Raw genomic sequence first — 15579 nt, 5'->3', positions numbered from 1 at the left:
GGGCGTCGGCTAGATCGGTCGCCTGCGGGATGGGCGTGATTGCAGACGCTCGTTCGAATGAGCGCCGAGCAGGTAGCTCCGCCGAGGGACCAAACTTCAAGGCCGTGCTGACTCCGAAGGGAATTGCGTTCGCTGGCCGGCATGACGGCCGCGGCATCATGGGGGAACGTAAATGGCTATCGCGCTCAGCACTCCGACGGACTGGATTGTCTATGTTTCGCTTTCCGGACTGATGGGCGTAACCGGCCAATTCATACGTGCTGCCGGTGGCGCGAAGAAGACGAACGACCAGGCAGCCGCCTTGAACGTGAGCTTCGGTACGGTCTTCGATACCCCGACTTTCCTCACGTCCCTCGCCATAGGCTTCACCGCCGGCGTACTTGCGGCGTTAGGTACACAGCCGGACTCGATCAGCGCGTCGTTCCTTCTGGGTATCGTCGCGGCCGGATATGCGGGCGCTGACTTCATAGAGGCGTTTCTGAAGAAAAGTCTGCCCGACACCCGCACGGCTTCCAACGTTTCGGCTGAAAAGCTGAGCGCGAGCGTGCAGACCGTCTCGGCCGTGTTGAAGTCATCTCCGATCGTCGCTACCGGCGTAAAGACGGTGATCGCGAACAGCAAGGGCTACAACGTCGAGGAGATCGAGGACGGCAAGAAGCTCTCGGATCTCAACTTCACTGAGCCCGACTGCATTGCGCTCGAGGCCGCAATCAATTTGTACTTCTTCAACAATCTGGGTCTGGCGTTCGACCGGCTCCTTGAGGGGCCGAACGACATCAAGCCAGCCAATACGGTGCGACAGGTCGTATCCTTGGTCGAATCACTTCATCCGCGGTCGCGTGGAGTCATGGTATGAGGTCCGCCTGGCTCGCCATCGTCATGCTGGCCGGGCTGACGCCGGCTTTGGCCGCTTCCGAGCAACCCTCGGAAGCGATCGACGAAATCATCGCCAAATACCGATTGCCTTCTGGAGAGGTCGATTGGGCGCGACTTAAGCGCGACATCGCGGCTCGCAAGAGCGCCGGTGCGCGCGCGCAAAGGAATCCTGCGCCGGTTGCCCCGATGCGCACGATTGTTGCAGTTAGAGACGATCTGAAGCCGGTAGTTCCGCCTTCCTTCGACACGCGTCCTCATGGCGTCCTGCTCTTGAGGGACGCCTATTCCAACCAGACGTTCATCTCCGAACAAAACGATTTGAGCGACAACGGCGCCTCCTTGACCTACACCGGAGACGAGGTGGCAAAGACCCACGTGATCGCCGGAAAGGGCGCGCTGTTTTACGCAATGGATCAGTGGATCGCTCCGACGACCGTCGATCCAAATCAGATCAGATTGGCTCACTATAGCCTAGTGCCCGGCTTGGAGTGGGACATCAAGTCTAAGAAGAGCGTGAATGCTTTCGGCGGATCGGCGTCGGCCCTGTTCGGAAGTGAGTACTTGGTAAGGACGCCTTGGTTCGATGCGTCGTACTTCAAGATGAACGGGAGCTTCACGTCGGACGTTTCCAGCGGCAAGGCGCAGGTTTACGGCGCGGAAATGACCTGGCAGCCGGTATTGCTGAACTCCGGAATAGGGACGACCCGAAGAATCAATCAGCGTCTCGACATGTGGGTGGAATTCGTGCCCACGCTGAACGCCAATTTCTCGCACGTGGGAGCCAGCGGAGACTTCGCCAATCTAGTGCAGGGACGCGACTATCTCTGGACGGGCACCGAGATCAGCTCAAGGCTTTTCTTTCAAAGCGGTCCCCTCGAGCCCTACAGTCTCTTCGCAAAATACTACTTCTTGTACGACTCTCTTCATCGAGGCGCACAGAACGTGGACTATGCTCAAGTGGGCGGCTCCGCCAAGCTGTTGAAGTGGCGTAATCCCGTTCAGGAGACGGATACGGCGGACCTCTCGCTGACCGTGAAATACACCAAGGGAACGTCACTGCGAACGCTTGAGAAGAACGACGAAATCTACGCTGGACTGACATTGAAGCTGGGCAGTCTCCCGTCGTCCGATGCCGGGGCCAAGACCGCGCAATAAGCCGCTAATGTAGGTCGACCAAGGCGAAGCCAGGGCGATGATTTCGGTTGCCCTTGCCGACGGTCCGAGGTTTCGAGTGGAGGATCCCGGCCGGCCGTTCTCTTCGACGAGGCGGGAATTCGCGGAGCGTGGTAGAGAATGTTGTCACCGATCTCTTCCAGGGGGCGATCGCGATATCGGGATATTGAGACAGAGCGATTTCGATAGCGCCGACATTCATCGCGCGAATGTAGGCAATCTTTGTGTCGTCGCAGGAATGTGTCGCCTTGAACTCGACAGGGAGCCTGCCGTCGAATAACTCCAGCACCACGTCGGTACAATCGGGCCGCTCCTTGATCTGAGCGTCGCCCTGTCAAAGCCGAGTGTCATTGCGGGGACAACCAGTTCTCGGTCGTCGTCTGCCGACACATGCTGTTCGGCAAGCGCGATTTCCAGCCCTTGATCGAGAACCTTCTTGCAAACTTATGCAGGGCAGTCTCTCCGTCTGATGAACAGGAGCTGCCGTCGTGCGCCGAATGATGAGCGAAATGATGAGCCGGGAGCGCGCCCTTCTTCGTAACCATCGGTCTTTCACAGCCGACACAGCGGCAGCTGCGGGCCAGAGCGGATGGCACGTCGTCGATATGCAGCAACGGGCCACGACTTGATTCGGACAACGTCGCGATTGTCGCTGCACGAACTTCCCTATGAACGGCCGCCGCCCTCGAAAGGGGGAATGCTTCGAAAGGTGTCGGAAGAAGCTTTGCGTTTGCAGGATCCGGCATTATTCGGGACCGGGCGATGGAACTCATAACCTCGGATCCTGTATCGGATTGACCGTCATGATTGCCGCGTAGAGCTCTCTTGGCGAAGACAGATACCGGTCCTGCGACCCCGCCGGATCATGCGAATAGACGAAAAGTCGTAGTTTCCGAATCGCGGGAAAGTCGGCATCATGACTCGATTTCATCCAGGGATTGCGCACCTGGCGTCAGGACAGAGGGGCCCCCTCGACAGGGCCCTCGAAGACATGGCGGATATTTCAATCGATGTTTTCACACGATTCCAATGGGGGCGTGGCCAGTTTTCCGATCGTCGCCCTCGAGGGGCCGAGCGGAATAGGAAAGTCCAGGCTACTTGATCTGATCTCGGAGGACCTGATCCGAGCGGATGTTGCGTTCGACAGGTGTAGCAACAACGACAGCGGCCGCTGGAGCGCTGTGATCCGGGATCTGGCCGGTGCGGGCGACCGACCGTTCACCTTGGCCCTTGCAGCTGCTGCAGCTCGCGCCGAGTTGAGGGAGGGCGCGCGCCAGCTCCAGCTTTGTGATCGGTTCGTCGTTTCGACCCTCGTCTACCAGCGGTTTGCCGGTGTGCCCATCGACTATCTCTACGACGTGAACCGGCCGTTTTTGAAGGGATCGACAACGTTCGTCTTGCGTCTTGGGTCGGAGGCACTGGAGGAAAGACGTCGCAGTCGACCGCGAAAATCGGACTGGTTCAAGGACCGGATCGGCACGGGTGAGGAAATCGAATTGTACGACGAGGCCGCGGCGTTCCTGCGGACACATGGCCACGACGTGCGGGTCGTGGATGCTACGCTCGACGCGATGACGTTGTCGCGGCAACTTGCCGCCGAAATCGCTGCGATGGTCCAGAGGAACGGTTCGTGAAGGAGGAGCGGGCGATCGAGAGCGGCGTGGACCTCGTCCTGGTGAACTCACCGCTCAAAGACTATGACCAGGAGCCTCGGCGCAACAATTTCACGCTGCCGACGCTCGGACTGGCTTATATCGCGACCTGTGCCAATCAGAGCGGCTTTGCGGTCCGCGTCCTGGATGCCGAAGCCCGGGGTCTCGGTCTCTCCCAGGTCGCTGCCTTGCTCAACCGCGTCGGTCCACGGTGGGTGGGATTAAACCTGCTGGCGCCGACCTATGTGCATAGTGTCCGCCTCCTGCAGCAGCTCGATCCCGCGATATCGGTAATGCTGGGTGGACATCAAGCCAAGGCACTCCCGCGCTCCATACTCGAAGATTTCCGGATCCCGCGTATCGATGCGCTCGTCCTCGGAGAAGCGGAAACGCGTGTCCCTCGTTTGCTCGGTGATAAGAGATCGCGCGGTGAACTGCCGGGAGTGTTTTGGCGCGAAGGACAGACTGCGGTGATGCCGTTTGTGCGTGCCAAAGACCCGCTTCTACTGGCACCCGATCTCGACGCGATGCCGCTCCTGGACAGAAGCCACCTGGATCATGATCCCTATTCTGACGGGGGAGTTCTGGAGTCGGCGATGGTGGCATCGCGCGGGTGTCCCTTCGACTGCTCGTTTTGCGGTGCCGCCGTCAGCAGCAATCCAGACATCACCATCCGCATGCGTAAGCCGGATAGCATCATGGCAGAGGCCCTGGATCTCGGGACCCGGCTCGGGGTGCAGAGGGTCAGATTTGTCGACGACCTATTTCTTGCCAACCAGAGGCTGATGCGAACGACGCTGAGTGCCTTTGTCGATGCTCGTCTGGACATGCGTTGGGACGCGACCGGGCGGATCAACGTGTTGGCGGCGGCGCGGGACGACCTCCTCGATCTAATGCTTGCGGCGGGCTGCCGAGAGGTTGCCCTGGGCATCGAGAGCGGAAGTGACCGAGTTTTGGCCTTTGTGGACAAGAAGATCACCGTGGCTCAGGTCATGCGCGCGGTGACAAGGCTTTGCCGGGTCGGGATCGACGTTAAGGGTTATTTCATCCTTGGGCTGCCTACTGAGACGCGCGACGAGCATCAGGAGACCCTGACGCTGATCAGGCGGCTTTGGGACCTGACGGACGGAATGCCGGGGCGTTTCCGCTGCAGTGTCTTCGAATACCGGCCTTATCCGGGGACACCGGATTGGCAGCGGCTGGTTGATGCTGGTCACTTGCCGGAGGCCATGTTGGACTACTCGGACCGGATGGATGATGCAGACTGTCCGCCGGATCGGGATGAGTTCAACTTTTCGACCGGTCTGCAGTTTGGTGAGGTGCCAGTCGACATCATTCGCGGCGATTTGGCGATGATCATGCGGGAGCAGCGATTGCGATGAAGCGGGCGACGATCTTGTTCTTGGGACCATGCCGCAAATTCGATCCGGCGACGTCCAAGCCGTTTCCCGCCTTCTCTCCCAATTCTCGCTCGGGCAAGTTCCTGCGAAACGCAATCGACGCGACGGCAGCATCTAGCGACGTTTCCATACGCTTCGACAACGTGATACCTCGCGCGCTCTTCGACAAGGAGGGCCGGGAGCGCTACCCCAGTTGCGGTGAGCTCATCGAGGAACTGGAAGGGCATGCCTTGTGGAAGCTAGCAGCGTCTGACGTCGTGATCGGGCTCAGCGCGATCGTGGGCGAGGCTCTTCAGAAGGTTCAGAGCGCACGCCTCAAAGCTGGTGATCGTGCGGGGCCGACGGTCGTGCGGCTCGAGCACCCCTCATTCATGATGAGAAGACCCATCCACGAGCGAACGGACTATGTGCGACGTTTGCGGGACTGCATTCACTTGGCGGTCGATACGGCAATAAGTCCAAAAGCCGTTGCGCTGGCGAGCGCCTGAGACTGGGAACGCCGCAGTAGATCTCCGTCCGGCGACGAGTGGGCCGCCAGGTTCAAGATCGCAGCGGAAATCGCGTTGTGACCCGAGCTAGAAAACAGCCTGTCGTTTGTCACGGTCGCGCCTGAACACGCGCTCGAAAAAGTCCCTGTTCGCTAGTTCAGTTTCCAAGCGCTTGATACTTCGTCGCCGCAACGGCACACGGCCTATCGTTACCTTCTGTGCGGTCACCACCTGGTTGCGATCGGTGGTCGACAAGTTCTGCCACAAATATTCGGTCAGTTCTTCCGACAGCCCAACTTGCCAATCAAGCAGCAAACGCAAAGTTCGTGCAACCGCCCCGAGGGGGTTGGGGTTGGGCTTCAAGTTGATGGTCACGATGCCGCTACGAAGCCGTTCGATATAGTCGTCGGGGCAGTGGAGCTGGCCGGAGCGCGGCAAATAGACGGCGGCGTCCCAGTCGAAGAATGTCGTTTTGGTCAGATCTGCAAGCGAGGAGGCGGAGACGAGCCCTTGTTTGATGGCCCAAGTGTCCTGCAGCGACCAAATATCGAAATGTGTATGTCGGCCGTATACGCGGTACCCGCCAAATCGGTTTCGCTTTGCCGATCTGGTGTTGAAGATCGTGGCTAGAGCTTCAGATGGTCCGTCGACAACCAAATCGACGTCGGATGCGAAAGACTCGCCACCATATCGAGCAATGTCGCGGAGCATCCCGCCGAATATGGCGACCGGACCGATAGTGCTCAATCGCTCGATCAGGGCGCGCGCCTCCATACCTCGTTCGTCCGAGGCTAGGAAGTCATCGACGCGGCCCTTGAGTGCGTCGGCGCTGGTAACGAGTGATTCCATCATCAGCTCTGCGAAACTAACGTAGGTCGCGCAGTTCACGGCACAAGTTGACAGCGAAAGAGTCTGTCATTCCAGAAATCATATCGGTCATGAGTTGCAATTCGCGGTAGCGCATCGGCATGGTGGACCTCTGTGCCGCTCGGCGATAGTTCTCAGATATCCTCGAGAAAACGTAGGCGCTGAAGGGCGGCGCATCCTTGGTTTTTGTGAAGTCCGAGCTCCCCCGATTGGTGATGGCTTCCCAGATATCGTCCATCAGGGCGTGAATCGTGCGGTGCCCCTCGAGCTCCACCTCAATGACGCTTCGATGCGAGTAGACGTGCTTTTTCGCAAACGCTTTGAGAGCTTTCCATAGACCAATGGACTTCGAAACTGCGAGAAGCTCGCCATTGAAGGCGCCGGACAGGATTGCGTCCTGATTGTCCACGAACGCGTCGATGACGTCGTTCACCATGAGGCCTATCGCCTGGACACGCAGCATCTGCATGCAAATGTCGGACAATTCTGGCGCCGACAGATCGAATTGACGGTATTCGTTCTCGCGTTCCTTGGACTTGTCGCAGATCGCCTTGATCCTCGGGTCCAGCGTATGACTACCATCCTTGCTGTACGTTAGCGAGGCAAGGAGATCATGTATGGAAATGAGGTTTTTCTTGGCGGCGTCTTCCAGGTCGATGACTGAGTACGCGATGTCATCGCAGGCTTCCATAATAAGCGTGAGGGGATGCCTCACTCCCTGCATGAGACCAGTGGCCTCCCATATCTCCTCGACGATGGCGGCCTCGGATTGGAAGAAATTGAATTTCTTCCGCGCCTGAATGGCTTTGTCCGTTCGATCCGAAGGCACCGGATATTTCATCAGCGCTGCAAGAGTGCCGTATGTAATGTTCAGTCCGAAGTCGTCGCTGATGATCTGCAGCCTCGTGAGCAATCGTAGCGCCTGGGCGTTGCCCTCGAACTTCAGAAAATCGTTGCGGTGAGCATCCGTCAATTCAGGCACGTCATCGAAGATGGCGAAGCTCGACTTGTCCGTCGCTTTGCTCACCGAATTGCGCAACATCCAGGATTGGATGGCGTATTCGCCCTGATGCCCAAAGGGCGGGTTGCCCAAGTCATGGGCAAGGCCAACAGATGCGAGGATTGACGGAATGATGCGGTGCAGATCGGGAAAGTTGGCCAACCCAAGCTTCTCTGCGTAGGGAGCGGAGGCAACGGTCGTCCCGATGCTGCGAGCAAGATTGGCGACTTCGTGGCTATGCGTGAGCCGGGTTCGCACGCTGTCGTTCCGCTCGAGTGGAAACACCTGCGTTTTGTCAGCGAGTCGCCGGACCGGTGTCGAAAACAGAAGTCGATCGTAGTCGCGCTCGAACGCGACCCGGTGCTCCACCGGCTTATCGGCCGATGACTTTCTCCGTCGATCGCCATTCAGCAGCTTCGCCCAGTTGAGTTTGGCCGATGCGGCACTCATTGCCATTCCTGAAAACTTAAAGACCTTATTCTAATCCTTTGATGGAAAAGCCGATTCCATTCAAGCATCCAGTTGGCCATCGGACCGTCAAGATCGGCGAAATCTACGTGGAACAACAAAAGTCGTATAATATCAGAGGGTTGGAACTAGCTCGGAAGAGCGTCGATTCGCGGCTCTTACCGACTTCCACAAGGGCCGCCCGCCCCACCGCGTCCCTTGCGTCGTTGTCCGAATGGCCTTTGAGAGTATTCAGCCGCCGAAAGCCTTCCAAGCTGAATACGAGGCGAACCCTTCACCCGCTCCATCAACCAAATCAGTGACTCCCTCAGCAGCTTCAGTTCCTACCGACGCGCCGCAATACCTGAGTGTCTGGGCAGTCCCGCACGAACCGTTCTCTGAATTAAGCTTTCGGTGGTGCGGTTGTGGCACAGCGGCGCGCGAAACGGCGGATCCCAGCCCTCCATGCAGTAGAAGCTGGGTACAGAACCGTGTAATCTGACATTTTAACAAGCCCTAATTGCAGTCGGGACCGTCTCAGTGAAAGTCAGTATTCTTCAGATTTCAGACCTTCATCGTGACCCCGCAAACCCGATCCGGAACGACGTCCTATTGACGTCCCTTGACCGCGATCGCGACCGGTACACCCAGGTCGATGACCCAGCCATTCGTCCACCAGATCTCATTATTGTAAGCGGCGACGTGGTGCAGGGTGTTTGGCCAGGTACTGCCGACGCTGAGAAGCTGCTAGCGGCGCAATATGAAGAGGCTACTGAATTCCTGTCGGATTTGACTCAGCGTTTTCTGGGTGGCGATCGCAGCAAAGTCGTCATTATTCCGGGCAACCACGACGTCGATGCATGTGCCGTCGTAGACAGCCTTGAAGCTGTTCCGATACTGCCGGACCGAAAAAAAGACCTTGTCGGACAACTGTTCAAAGCGGGCTCGCGCATGCGCTGGTCATGGCATGACCTAACTCTACACCGCATTCGGGATGAGGCCAGGTATGACGCGCGGCTTGAGGCATTCGCTAAGTTTTACGAAGCGTTTTACGAGGGCCGCCGGTCTTACTCACTCGATCCGGCAAAACAGTCAGATATCTTTGACTACCCGGAGTTCGATCTGACGATCGTCGGACTCTCCAGCTGCTACAACAACGATATCTACAACACGCAGGGCTCAATACATCCGAGTGCCATAGCGAAAATAGACAAGGAATTGCGACAGCCCCGGTATGCCGACCGACTGAGGCTGGCAGTCTGGCATCACAACACCGAAGGTGCGCCCAGCCAGACTGACTATATGCCATCTGCCGTACTGCAGAACTTGATCGATTGCGGGTTCTCAATCGGTCTTCACGGTCACCAACACCGCCCTCAGTATATGGACACGAGGTTCGAGTACGGGGCGGACCGACGCCTGACGGTTTTCAGCGCCGGAACGCTTTGCGGCAGCGCTTCATTTGCCCACGGCCGCGCCTACAACCTGATCGAACTCGACACCGCCAATCGGAGAGGATCTTTGCATGTAAGGGAGGCTCTGAACGGTGCAGGCGAAACCCCAATTTGGTGCCGCCGCGCCATCACTTCCGACCGAATGATTATCGAGTTTACCTTCGATCCGCCTCCGCAAGCCGCCGACGCAAGTTTGCGCCTGACGCAGCAGCTTAACGAGGCGGAGGTTCTTATCAGGAACAAGAATCCCGAAGAAGCGGCCGCCATCCTTTTGCCTATCGCAAAGAGGGAGCCGCTAGCTCGCCGCCTGCTACTTGATTGCTTAGTTACAACCAAGAATTCTGAAGCAATTGCCAAACAGTTCAATTCGCCACAGAGCGCAGCCGAGGCGATAGCGCTCATGGATGCACTTTGGGAAACAGACCGCCCAGAACTTCGGCGCTTGTTGGCTGATCCGGATATCAAAGCGCTATCGGATCGGTCGGTTGACGAGCTGCAGGCGAAGTATCAAGCGAGGCTGAAATGAACGCAGAAGTAAAAGAACGCATCTCCTTTGATGTGGAGACGAGCCGAATCCTGCAAATTTTAGCATCCGAGATTTATGACTCTCCGAAGGCGTTTCTACGAGAGAACGTTCAGAACGCGTACGACGCCACCCTTATGCGGTGCACGGCAGAATCATCCCCCCTGGCCGACCGAAAAATTGAGATCACTGTTGAACCTGCCCGGCTGACAGTTCGCGATGAAGGCATCGGCATGTCGGACGACGTACTGAGAAATAACTTTTGGAAGGCAGGGTCGAGCGGCAAACGTTCAGAGCTTGCTCAGCGTTCAGGCGTCATTGGAACGTTCGGCATCGGCGCCATGGCTAATTTCGGAGTTTGTACTGCGCTCCGCGTCGAGACACGCCACTTAGGATCGGAATTCACATTAATCAGTTCTGCCAGAAGGGAAGAGCTTCGAATTGCCCAGGACTGCATTGACCTTGAGCGAGTGAAAGACGAACGCGAGCCCGGTACGATTATCGTTGCCGAGCTCGATGCGTCGGCGCAGATCAGTGAGGAGTCGGTCCGGGAGTATCTCATACCTTACGTGCGCTTTCTTCCCGTTTCTGTTCTAGTCAACGGACAGAATATTAGCCAGCAGAGCTTCGAAAGTGCTATCGATGGCAGAGCCGCGGGATTCAAGTCGCTGGCCCCGCGACGAGTGCAGCGTGGCGATGTCGCAGGTGAAATGCAGGTTCTGCTCAATCAGCAAAGTCGGGTAATTGCGAGACTAAAAAACATTTCGCTTAATGGAGCTGAACTTACCGGCGAAGTCTTTCTTGCCCAGGACGGCGGCCAGACGCAGGGCTATCGCAATCACTTCGGCCTCGCGCCGATTCCAGTCTCTGGTAATTACAATTTTGGCGGTTTCGTCAACCTGAATGTTCTGCACCCTACTGCCGGACGTGAAGCCCTGAGCCGAGAGAGCATCGAACAAGTTGCACACATAGTATTATTGCTCGAAGCGGAAGTATCAAACGAGTTAGCACTAACCGACGCAGCAGATCAAAATCAAAACTTTCAGCAGTATATTCTAAACCACGGCCTCATCAACCTCGCGAGCCGCGTAAGCATCGGCGTTCTACCCTCAGGAGATGATTTGGAGCTGCAAAGCGTACCGTTGTTCGAGCCTGGCAAGCCCAAACTGTTTTACGCCGGTAGAGATGCAACCATTCTGAAAAAGTTCGGAACGGAGCAGGCTAATCTACTGCAGATAAGCCAAAACAATCCCCGCAGAAATCTGCAACAACGATACGTCCGAGAAATTTTGAAGATCGAAGAGGTTCCAGAGAAAACGATCGTTGAAAAAATCCCATCGTACAAATTGGGGTTTGAAGAGGCGATGTTCCTCGTGCGACTTCGCGGGGTCCTGCTGGATGAGTACCTAATGCCTGATGTCGATGCGGCTTTTGCAAAGATTAGTCACGGCGTTGCCTTTCACATAGAAAAGAAGAATGACGGACCGCTCGAGATCGCGATCAACGAAGACATGCCCGCGGTTAAGATGGTTGTTGAGTGCTACAAGACAGCGAAGGACGTGTTCGATGGATTTGTGAAGGACTTCGCGCGAGAGCACTTGTACCCGCAGATCCGAGACCATGTCCCCTCATCCACACGCCAAGGGAGAGATGCTCTTTATAAACGCCTGAAGGAAAATAAAGAGCTGTTCCGGTATGAAGTGAGTGAGTTTGGAAAAGTCGAGAGTCTGCTTGCTGACTATTTGTCAGGCAAGACCGACCTAGATCAAGTGCTTAGATCCTCGGGCGGCCGCGCGTCCACGCAGCGCCAGGAAGTCCGGCGAGATCAGGTCGGTAGTGTTGAAAACGAAATTCCAGGGATTATCGATGCGCCGCAGGCGGACCCCGAGGCTCCTGCAGAGAACAAACTGGAAGCGGCGCCGCCGATTCTTCGCACTGAGCTCTTGACCGATAAGAAAGTGCTTACGGTTTCTCAGGCATACGAGAAGCTGAATAACTTTCAAATGTTCCTGGCGTTATCTGAGCGTGCGACGAAGATCGAAGGGGAGTTTCTTCGTTATCCCCACACAACCAAGCTGATTTGGGGCAGTCATCGAGTCGTTTATATTTTCACGGATTCAGCCGGAGAGCTGAGTCTTTACTACGATATCGAGTTGAAACAACCATTGGAGAGTTCAACAACCGGCGGATCGATGTTTCGGACGACGACCATCATAACTCAGGACAGAATGTTTGTTCCTGTGCCGAAAGAACTTGAATCTGCGTTTCGCATTACAGACGGTGCCAAAGAGTTCTATGTCAGGTTTGACACGATACCCTAACGAACGGGTATCCTCGGTCTTGGAAGCTCGGCAATCGGCACGCTGGTCGAGCGCACGACGCGATTCACGATGCTCTTGCACCTTCCACGGTTGGCGGGGCATGGCGAAGCTCCGCGCGCGAAGAACGGGCCCGCCCTCGCGGGACATGGGGCCGAAGCCGTGCGCGACGCAATCACGCGCACCATCATAACTTTGCCCGAAGAGCAGCGCCGCTCGCTAACCTGGGATCAGGGAGCCGAAATGGCTCAGCACGATCGTCTCAAGCTCGATGCGGCTATCCAGGTCCACTTCTGCGACCCGCAAAGCCCTTGGCAGCGCGGCACTAACGAGAACACCAAAGGTTTGTTGCGGCAGTACTTCCCGAAGGACTCGGAAGTTTCCGCATCGGTTGGTTTGCCGAGAGCTTTTGTTCGGAAAAGGAGGCAACAACTTACAATTCGGCGCGGCTAGCGCGGACGTTCTGCGAACAACTACCTGGCTAAGTGTGCGTCGCAAAAGACGTCTCGTGGCGCGAGGCTGTGCTTCACGATCTGAATATGGCGGCACTTAATCAGTACGCTCGCAAATCGCGGTGCTCGTGGCTTTCGAGCAGCAAGACCCCTGCTAGAAATATGCCATAAAGTCAGGGCGTTATCCCTCACCTTTTGCACAAGAAGACGCGAGTAGCATTCGACTAGCTTGCGAATCGTTGTAGCGGCGGCTTTGATGCAACCATTGCGCGTTCAGCCCCGGGAAAAGATTAGTGCACGCAAAATTCGAAATGACCGACGGCAGGAGGAATCTCAAAGAAATCCTGTCGAGTTTTCCAGATGTTAGCCCTCATTGGAATGAAGCCCAGAATCGTTTCCAGTTCGTAGACCGGCTTCTTCTCGATTGCTTGGGATGGGAGCATCCGTTTATCGAGGTCGAGCGCCGTGACGACGCCGGCGGAAAGGCGGACTATCTGCTTGGCAAACCTGTTAGGGCTGCACTTGAAGCAAAGCGGGAAGCCGTTACTTTCGATTTTCTTCCGGCGCCGGGCACGACTGTCGTCCGGAAGCTGCGCCCTCTTGTGGAGGGATGTAAGGCACTCGAAGCTGCGGTATTGCAGGTCCTCTCGTATTGCAATTTGCACGGCGCGCAAATCGCAATTGTTTGCAACGGGCCGCAGCTCATATTTTTCCAGAGCCACATCCCCGGACAGTCCCCTCTCGATGGAGAGGCGTACGTCTTCAACGGCTTCGCCGCATATGTAGACAACTTCCCCCTGCTCTGGAAGTTATTGTCTCCAGAAGGTATCTTCGAGAATAGGGCGCTTCAGCAACTCGCGCACCTTCGCAACCCCCGCATTCCCCCTAAGGCATACACGGCCATCGCCGAACCAATGGCCTATCGCTACCGCAACGAGTTTCAGGAGAACCTTCGGACACTGGCGGAACTGTTGCTCGACACTGTCGAAGAGGACCCTGAATACAAGGACGATTTCTACAGCGAATGTTACGTTCCCCTAGAGGCAAATAACCGGAATTTGCTCCTTAGCAAGAGCATAATTGCTGCTCGATACAAGCGCGTGGGAGATACTGGAAGTGCGCCAGCCTCGTTCAGCACCTCGATCGAGGAAGGTGCGCTAAAAATCGACAAGAAAGTTGCCGTGAAGGCTATTGGGCTTCGGCCCATCGTAGTCATCGGAGACGTAGGTGTTGGGAAAACATCCTTCTTTGAGAACCTTCATGCAAAACTTAGCAACGAAGACAAAAGGGAGACGCTGTTCCTACATATAAATCTCGGAGAGAAAGCCACGCTTTCCGAAAATGTTCGAAGCTTTATACTCCAGAACGTTCCGGCGACGCTTCGGGCGACGTATGGAATTGATATCGACTCAAACGAATTCATAACTGAGCTTTATAAGTCGGAGATCAAGGAATTCGACAAAAGCCCACAGGGGAGGCTCAAAGCGGTTAGCCCGATGGAGTACGAGAAAGCCATCGTAGGGTTTCTCGTTGAGAAGGCTAAGCAGCGTGACCAACACCTAAAGGCGTCGCTGGAGCATTTGGCAACAAAGGACCAGAAGCAAATTCTGCTGGTTATCGACAATGCGGATCAACGCAGCTTTGAGACTCAGCAAGAAGCTTTCTTAATCGCTCAAGAGTTGGCGTCGTCTAGAAGCATGCTCGTCTTTGTTGCTCTCCGCCCGAGCACGTTCTATCAGTCCAAACTGACCGGTGCTCTCTCTGGTTATCAAAACAGATTGCTCACTATATCGCCTCCGCCTGCCGATGAAGTGTTGCGGAAACGGATCACGTTCGCTGTACGGGTGGCTGAGGGCCATGCTGCGCCGGGAGCGCTGGAGGGGGTTAGGCTCAACATTACAAGCATTGTTTATTTCTTGAAGGCGACGCTGCGTTCCATCAGGTCAAATCCAGAGATCCGGACCTTTCTTAGTAATATTACTGGCGGCAACACCCGCCTAGTGATTGAATTGATTACTAGCTTTTGTGGGAGCCCCAACGTTGAAAGTCGCAAAATTGTCGACATTCAAGCCACAACCCGCGGGTACAACGTACCACTGCATGAGTTCACCAAGCATGCCCTTCTTGGGGAGTATGCTCACTACAATCAGCTTTCGTCGTTGGTCGCATGCAACATTTTCGACTTAAGTACGGCGGATGTGCGCGAGCACTTTCTTTGTTCGCTTGTAATCGGCTATCTGGCGTCTCCGGCGGGCAACCGCAATAATGATGGGTTTGCATCTGCCTCAGATGCGGTCGACGAAATGCATCGTCTTGGGTTCAACCAGGACCAGACACGACAAGCATTACGGCGCCTCGCTGAAAAGAGGCTGATTGAAACACCCCATGGTCACTATCGCGAACTAAAGGTGGCTGAGGGGGAGGCCCCAGATCAATTTCCTTTCAGGGCGACATCAATAGGTCTTTACCACATCCGATTTTGGATCGGGTCTTTCTCTTTCTTGGATGCGACTTCGATTGACACACCGATCCTTGATGAGGACGCGCGGTCAACTATTTTTAAAACTGCCGGGTCCTTTGAAATCAAGGATCGATTCTCAAGGGCGACTACATTCCGCTCCTATCTTATTCGGTGCTGGCATGATGCCAATTTTTCGGCTCGCTATCTGGACCTGCCTCAAGTGTTCGCCGCACAACAAGGAAATTTTGACTCCGTTGAGAAATTCATAAAGAAAGGGAGTCGCAGGAGAACCTATTCGTAGTGGGTATTTAGGTCAGTTGAGCGTGACCTGAGCCCCAAAGGTCATCCAGCGATGGGCGGAATCCTTTGGTCATTTGAGCCTGTGTGGCTTGGTGATGCAACGGGACGGGGCGCGGAGCCCTCGACACAGCGCAGCGTCCCGTCCCGTTGCATGTCGGACGCTGTTAG

Annotated in this window: 10 protein-coding genes and 1 pseudogene; 9 read left to right on the top strand and 2 right to left on the bottom strand. The window is 55.9% G+C overall.

Annotated features, from left to right (window positions below; genetic code table 11):
* Window positions 1-172: 172 nt before the first annotated feature.
* The 5 genes from AC5ZFO_RS36250 (at window position 173) to AC5ZFO_RS36230 (ending at window position 5589) form a co-directional block, all read left to right on the top strand.
* A complete protein-coding gene (locus AC5ZFO_RS36250; protein ID WP_496123292.1) occupies window positions 173-856 on the top strand; it encodes a Rossmann-fold NAD(P)-binding domain-containing protein in 684 nt (227 codons plus the stop codon).
* On the top strand, window positions 853-2031 hold the full coding sequence (locus tag AC5ZFO_RS36245; RefSeq protein WP_496123291.1) for a hypothetical protein: 1179 nt from the start codon (window positions 853-855) through the stop codon (window positions 2029-2031). Before AC5ZFO_RS36250 ends, AC5ZFO_RS36245 begins: the two co-directional genes overlap by 4 nt.
* A 956-nt stretch (window positions 2032-2987) precedes the next feature.
* Complete coding sequence (locus AC5ZFO_RS36240; protein WP_496123290.1) at window positions 2988-3683, top strand: hypothetical protein; 696 nt, start codon at window positions 2988-2990, stop codon at window positions 3681-3683.
* On the top strand, window positions 3680-5083 hold the full coding sequence (locus AC5ZFO_RS36235; protein ID WP_496123289.1) for a B12-binding domain-containing radical SAM protein: 1404 nt from the start codon (window positions 3680-3682) through the stop codon (window positions 5081-5083). Before AC5ZFO_RS36240 ends, AC5ZFO_RS36235 begins: the two co-directional genes overlap by 4 nt.
* Window positions 5080-5589: a hypothetical protein gene (locus tag AC5ZFO_RS36230; protein WP_496123288.1), complete on the top strand. Its 510-nt coding sequence runs from the start codon at window positions 5080-5082 to the stop codon at window positions 5587-5589. The genes AC5ZFO_RS36235 and AC5ZFO_RS36230 overlap by 4 nt, the downstream gene beginning before the upstream one ends.
* A gap of 87 nt (window positions 5590-5676) precedes the next feature.
* Here the strand turns inward: AC5ZFO_RS36230 and AC5ZFO_RS36225 are convergent, their stop codons facing one another.
* Together AC5ZFO_RS36225 and dgt are read right to left on the bottom strand one after the other, a co-directional pair.
* Window positions 5677-6438, bottom strand: a complete 762-nt coding sequence (locus AC5ZFO_RS36225) for a hypothetical protein (RefSeq protein ID WP_496123287.1) — start codon at window positions 6436-6438, stop codon at window positions 5677-5679.
* Window positions 6439-6454: 16 nt separating this feature from the next.
* On the bottom strand, window positions 6455-7906 hold the full coding sequence (gene dgt / locus AC5ZFO_RS36220) for a dGTP triphosphohydrolase (RefSeq protein WP_496123286.1): 1452 nt from the start codon (window positions 7904-7906) through the stop codon (window positions 6455-6457).
* Window positions 7907-8443: 537 nt separating this feature from the next.
* Between dgt and AC5ZFO_RS36215 the strand changes: the two genes are divergently transcribed.
* The 4 genes and pseudogenes from AC5ZFO_RS36215 to AC5ZFO_RS36200 all read left to right on the top strand — a co-directional run bounded on the left by AC5ZFO_RS36215 (window position 8444) and on the right by AC5ZFO_RS36200 (window position 15412).
* Window positions 8444-9883: a metallophosphoesterase family protein gene (locus tag AC5ZFO_RS36215; RefSeq protein WP_496123285.1), complete on the top strand. Its 1440-nt coding sequence runs from the start codon at window positions 8444-8446 to the stop codon at window positions 9881-9883.
* The gene (locus AC5ZFO_RS36210) at window positions 9880-12201 is read left to right on the top strand and encodes an ATP-binding protein (RefSeq protein ID WP_496123284.1); all 2322 of its coding nucleotides are present in this window, start codon (window positions 9880-9882) and stop codon (window positions 12199-12201) included. Before AC5ZFO_RS36215 ends, AC5ZFO_RS36210 begins: the two co-directional genes overlap by 4 nt.
* A gap of 9 nt (window positions 12202-12210) precedes the next feature.
* A pseudogene (locus AC5ZFO_RS36205) lies at window positions 12211-12582 on the top strand (IS30 family transposase); the annotation flags it as partial.
* A gap of 361 nt (window positions 12583-12943) precedes the next feature.
* Entirely contained in the window at window positions 12944-15412 is a 2469-nt protein-coding gene (locus AC5ZFO_RS36200; protein WP_496123283.1) for an AAA family ATPase, read from the top strand.
* Window positions 15413-15579 lie beyond the last annotated feature (167 nt).

This window comes from Bradyrhizobium sp. Unk1 (assembly GCF_059512345.1).
This window is presented reverse-complemented; position numbering and strand designations above follow the sequence as displayed.

Coding starts and splice junctions, on each gene's coding strand:
- AC5ZFO_RS36250 (WP_496123292.1), top strand. CDS start 173: ATGGCTATCGCGCTCAGCACTCCGACGGACTGGATTGTCTATGTTTCG.
- AC5ZFO_RS36245 (WP_496123291.1), top strand. CDS start 853: ATGAGGTCCGCCTGGCTCGCCATCGTCATGCTGGCCGGGCTGACGCCG.
- AC5ZFO_RS36230 (WP_496123288.1), top strand. CDS start 5,080: ATGAAGCGGGCGACGATCTTGTTCTTGGGACCATGCCGCAAATTCGAT.
- AC5ZFO_RS36225 (WP_496123287.1), bottom strand. CDS start 6,438: ATGGAATCACTCGTTACCAGCGCCGACGCACTCAAGGGCCGCGTCGAT.
- dgt (WP_496123286.1), bottom strand. CDS start 7,906: ATGAGTGCCGCATCGGCCAAACTCAACTGGGCGAAGCTGCTGAATGGC.
- AC5ZFO_RS36210 (WP_496123284.1), top strand. CDS start 9,880: ATGAACGCAGAAGTAAAAGAACGCATCTCCTTTGATGTGGAGACGAGC.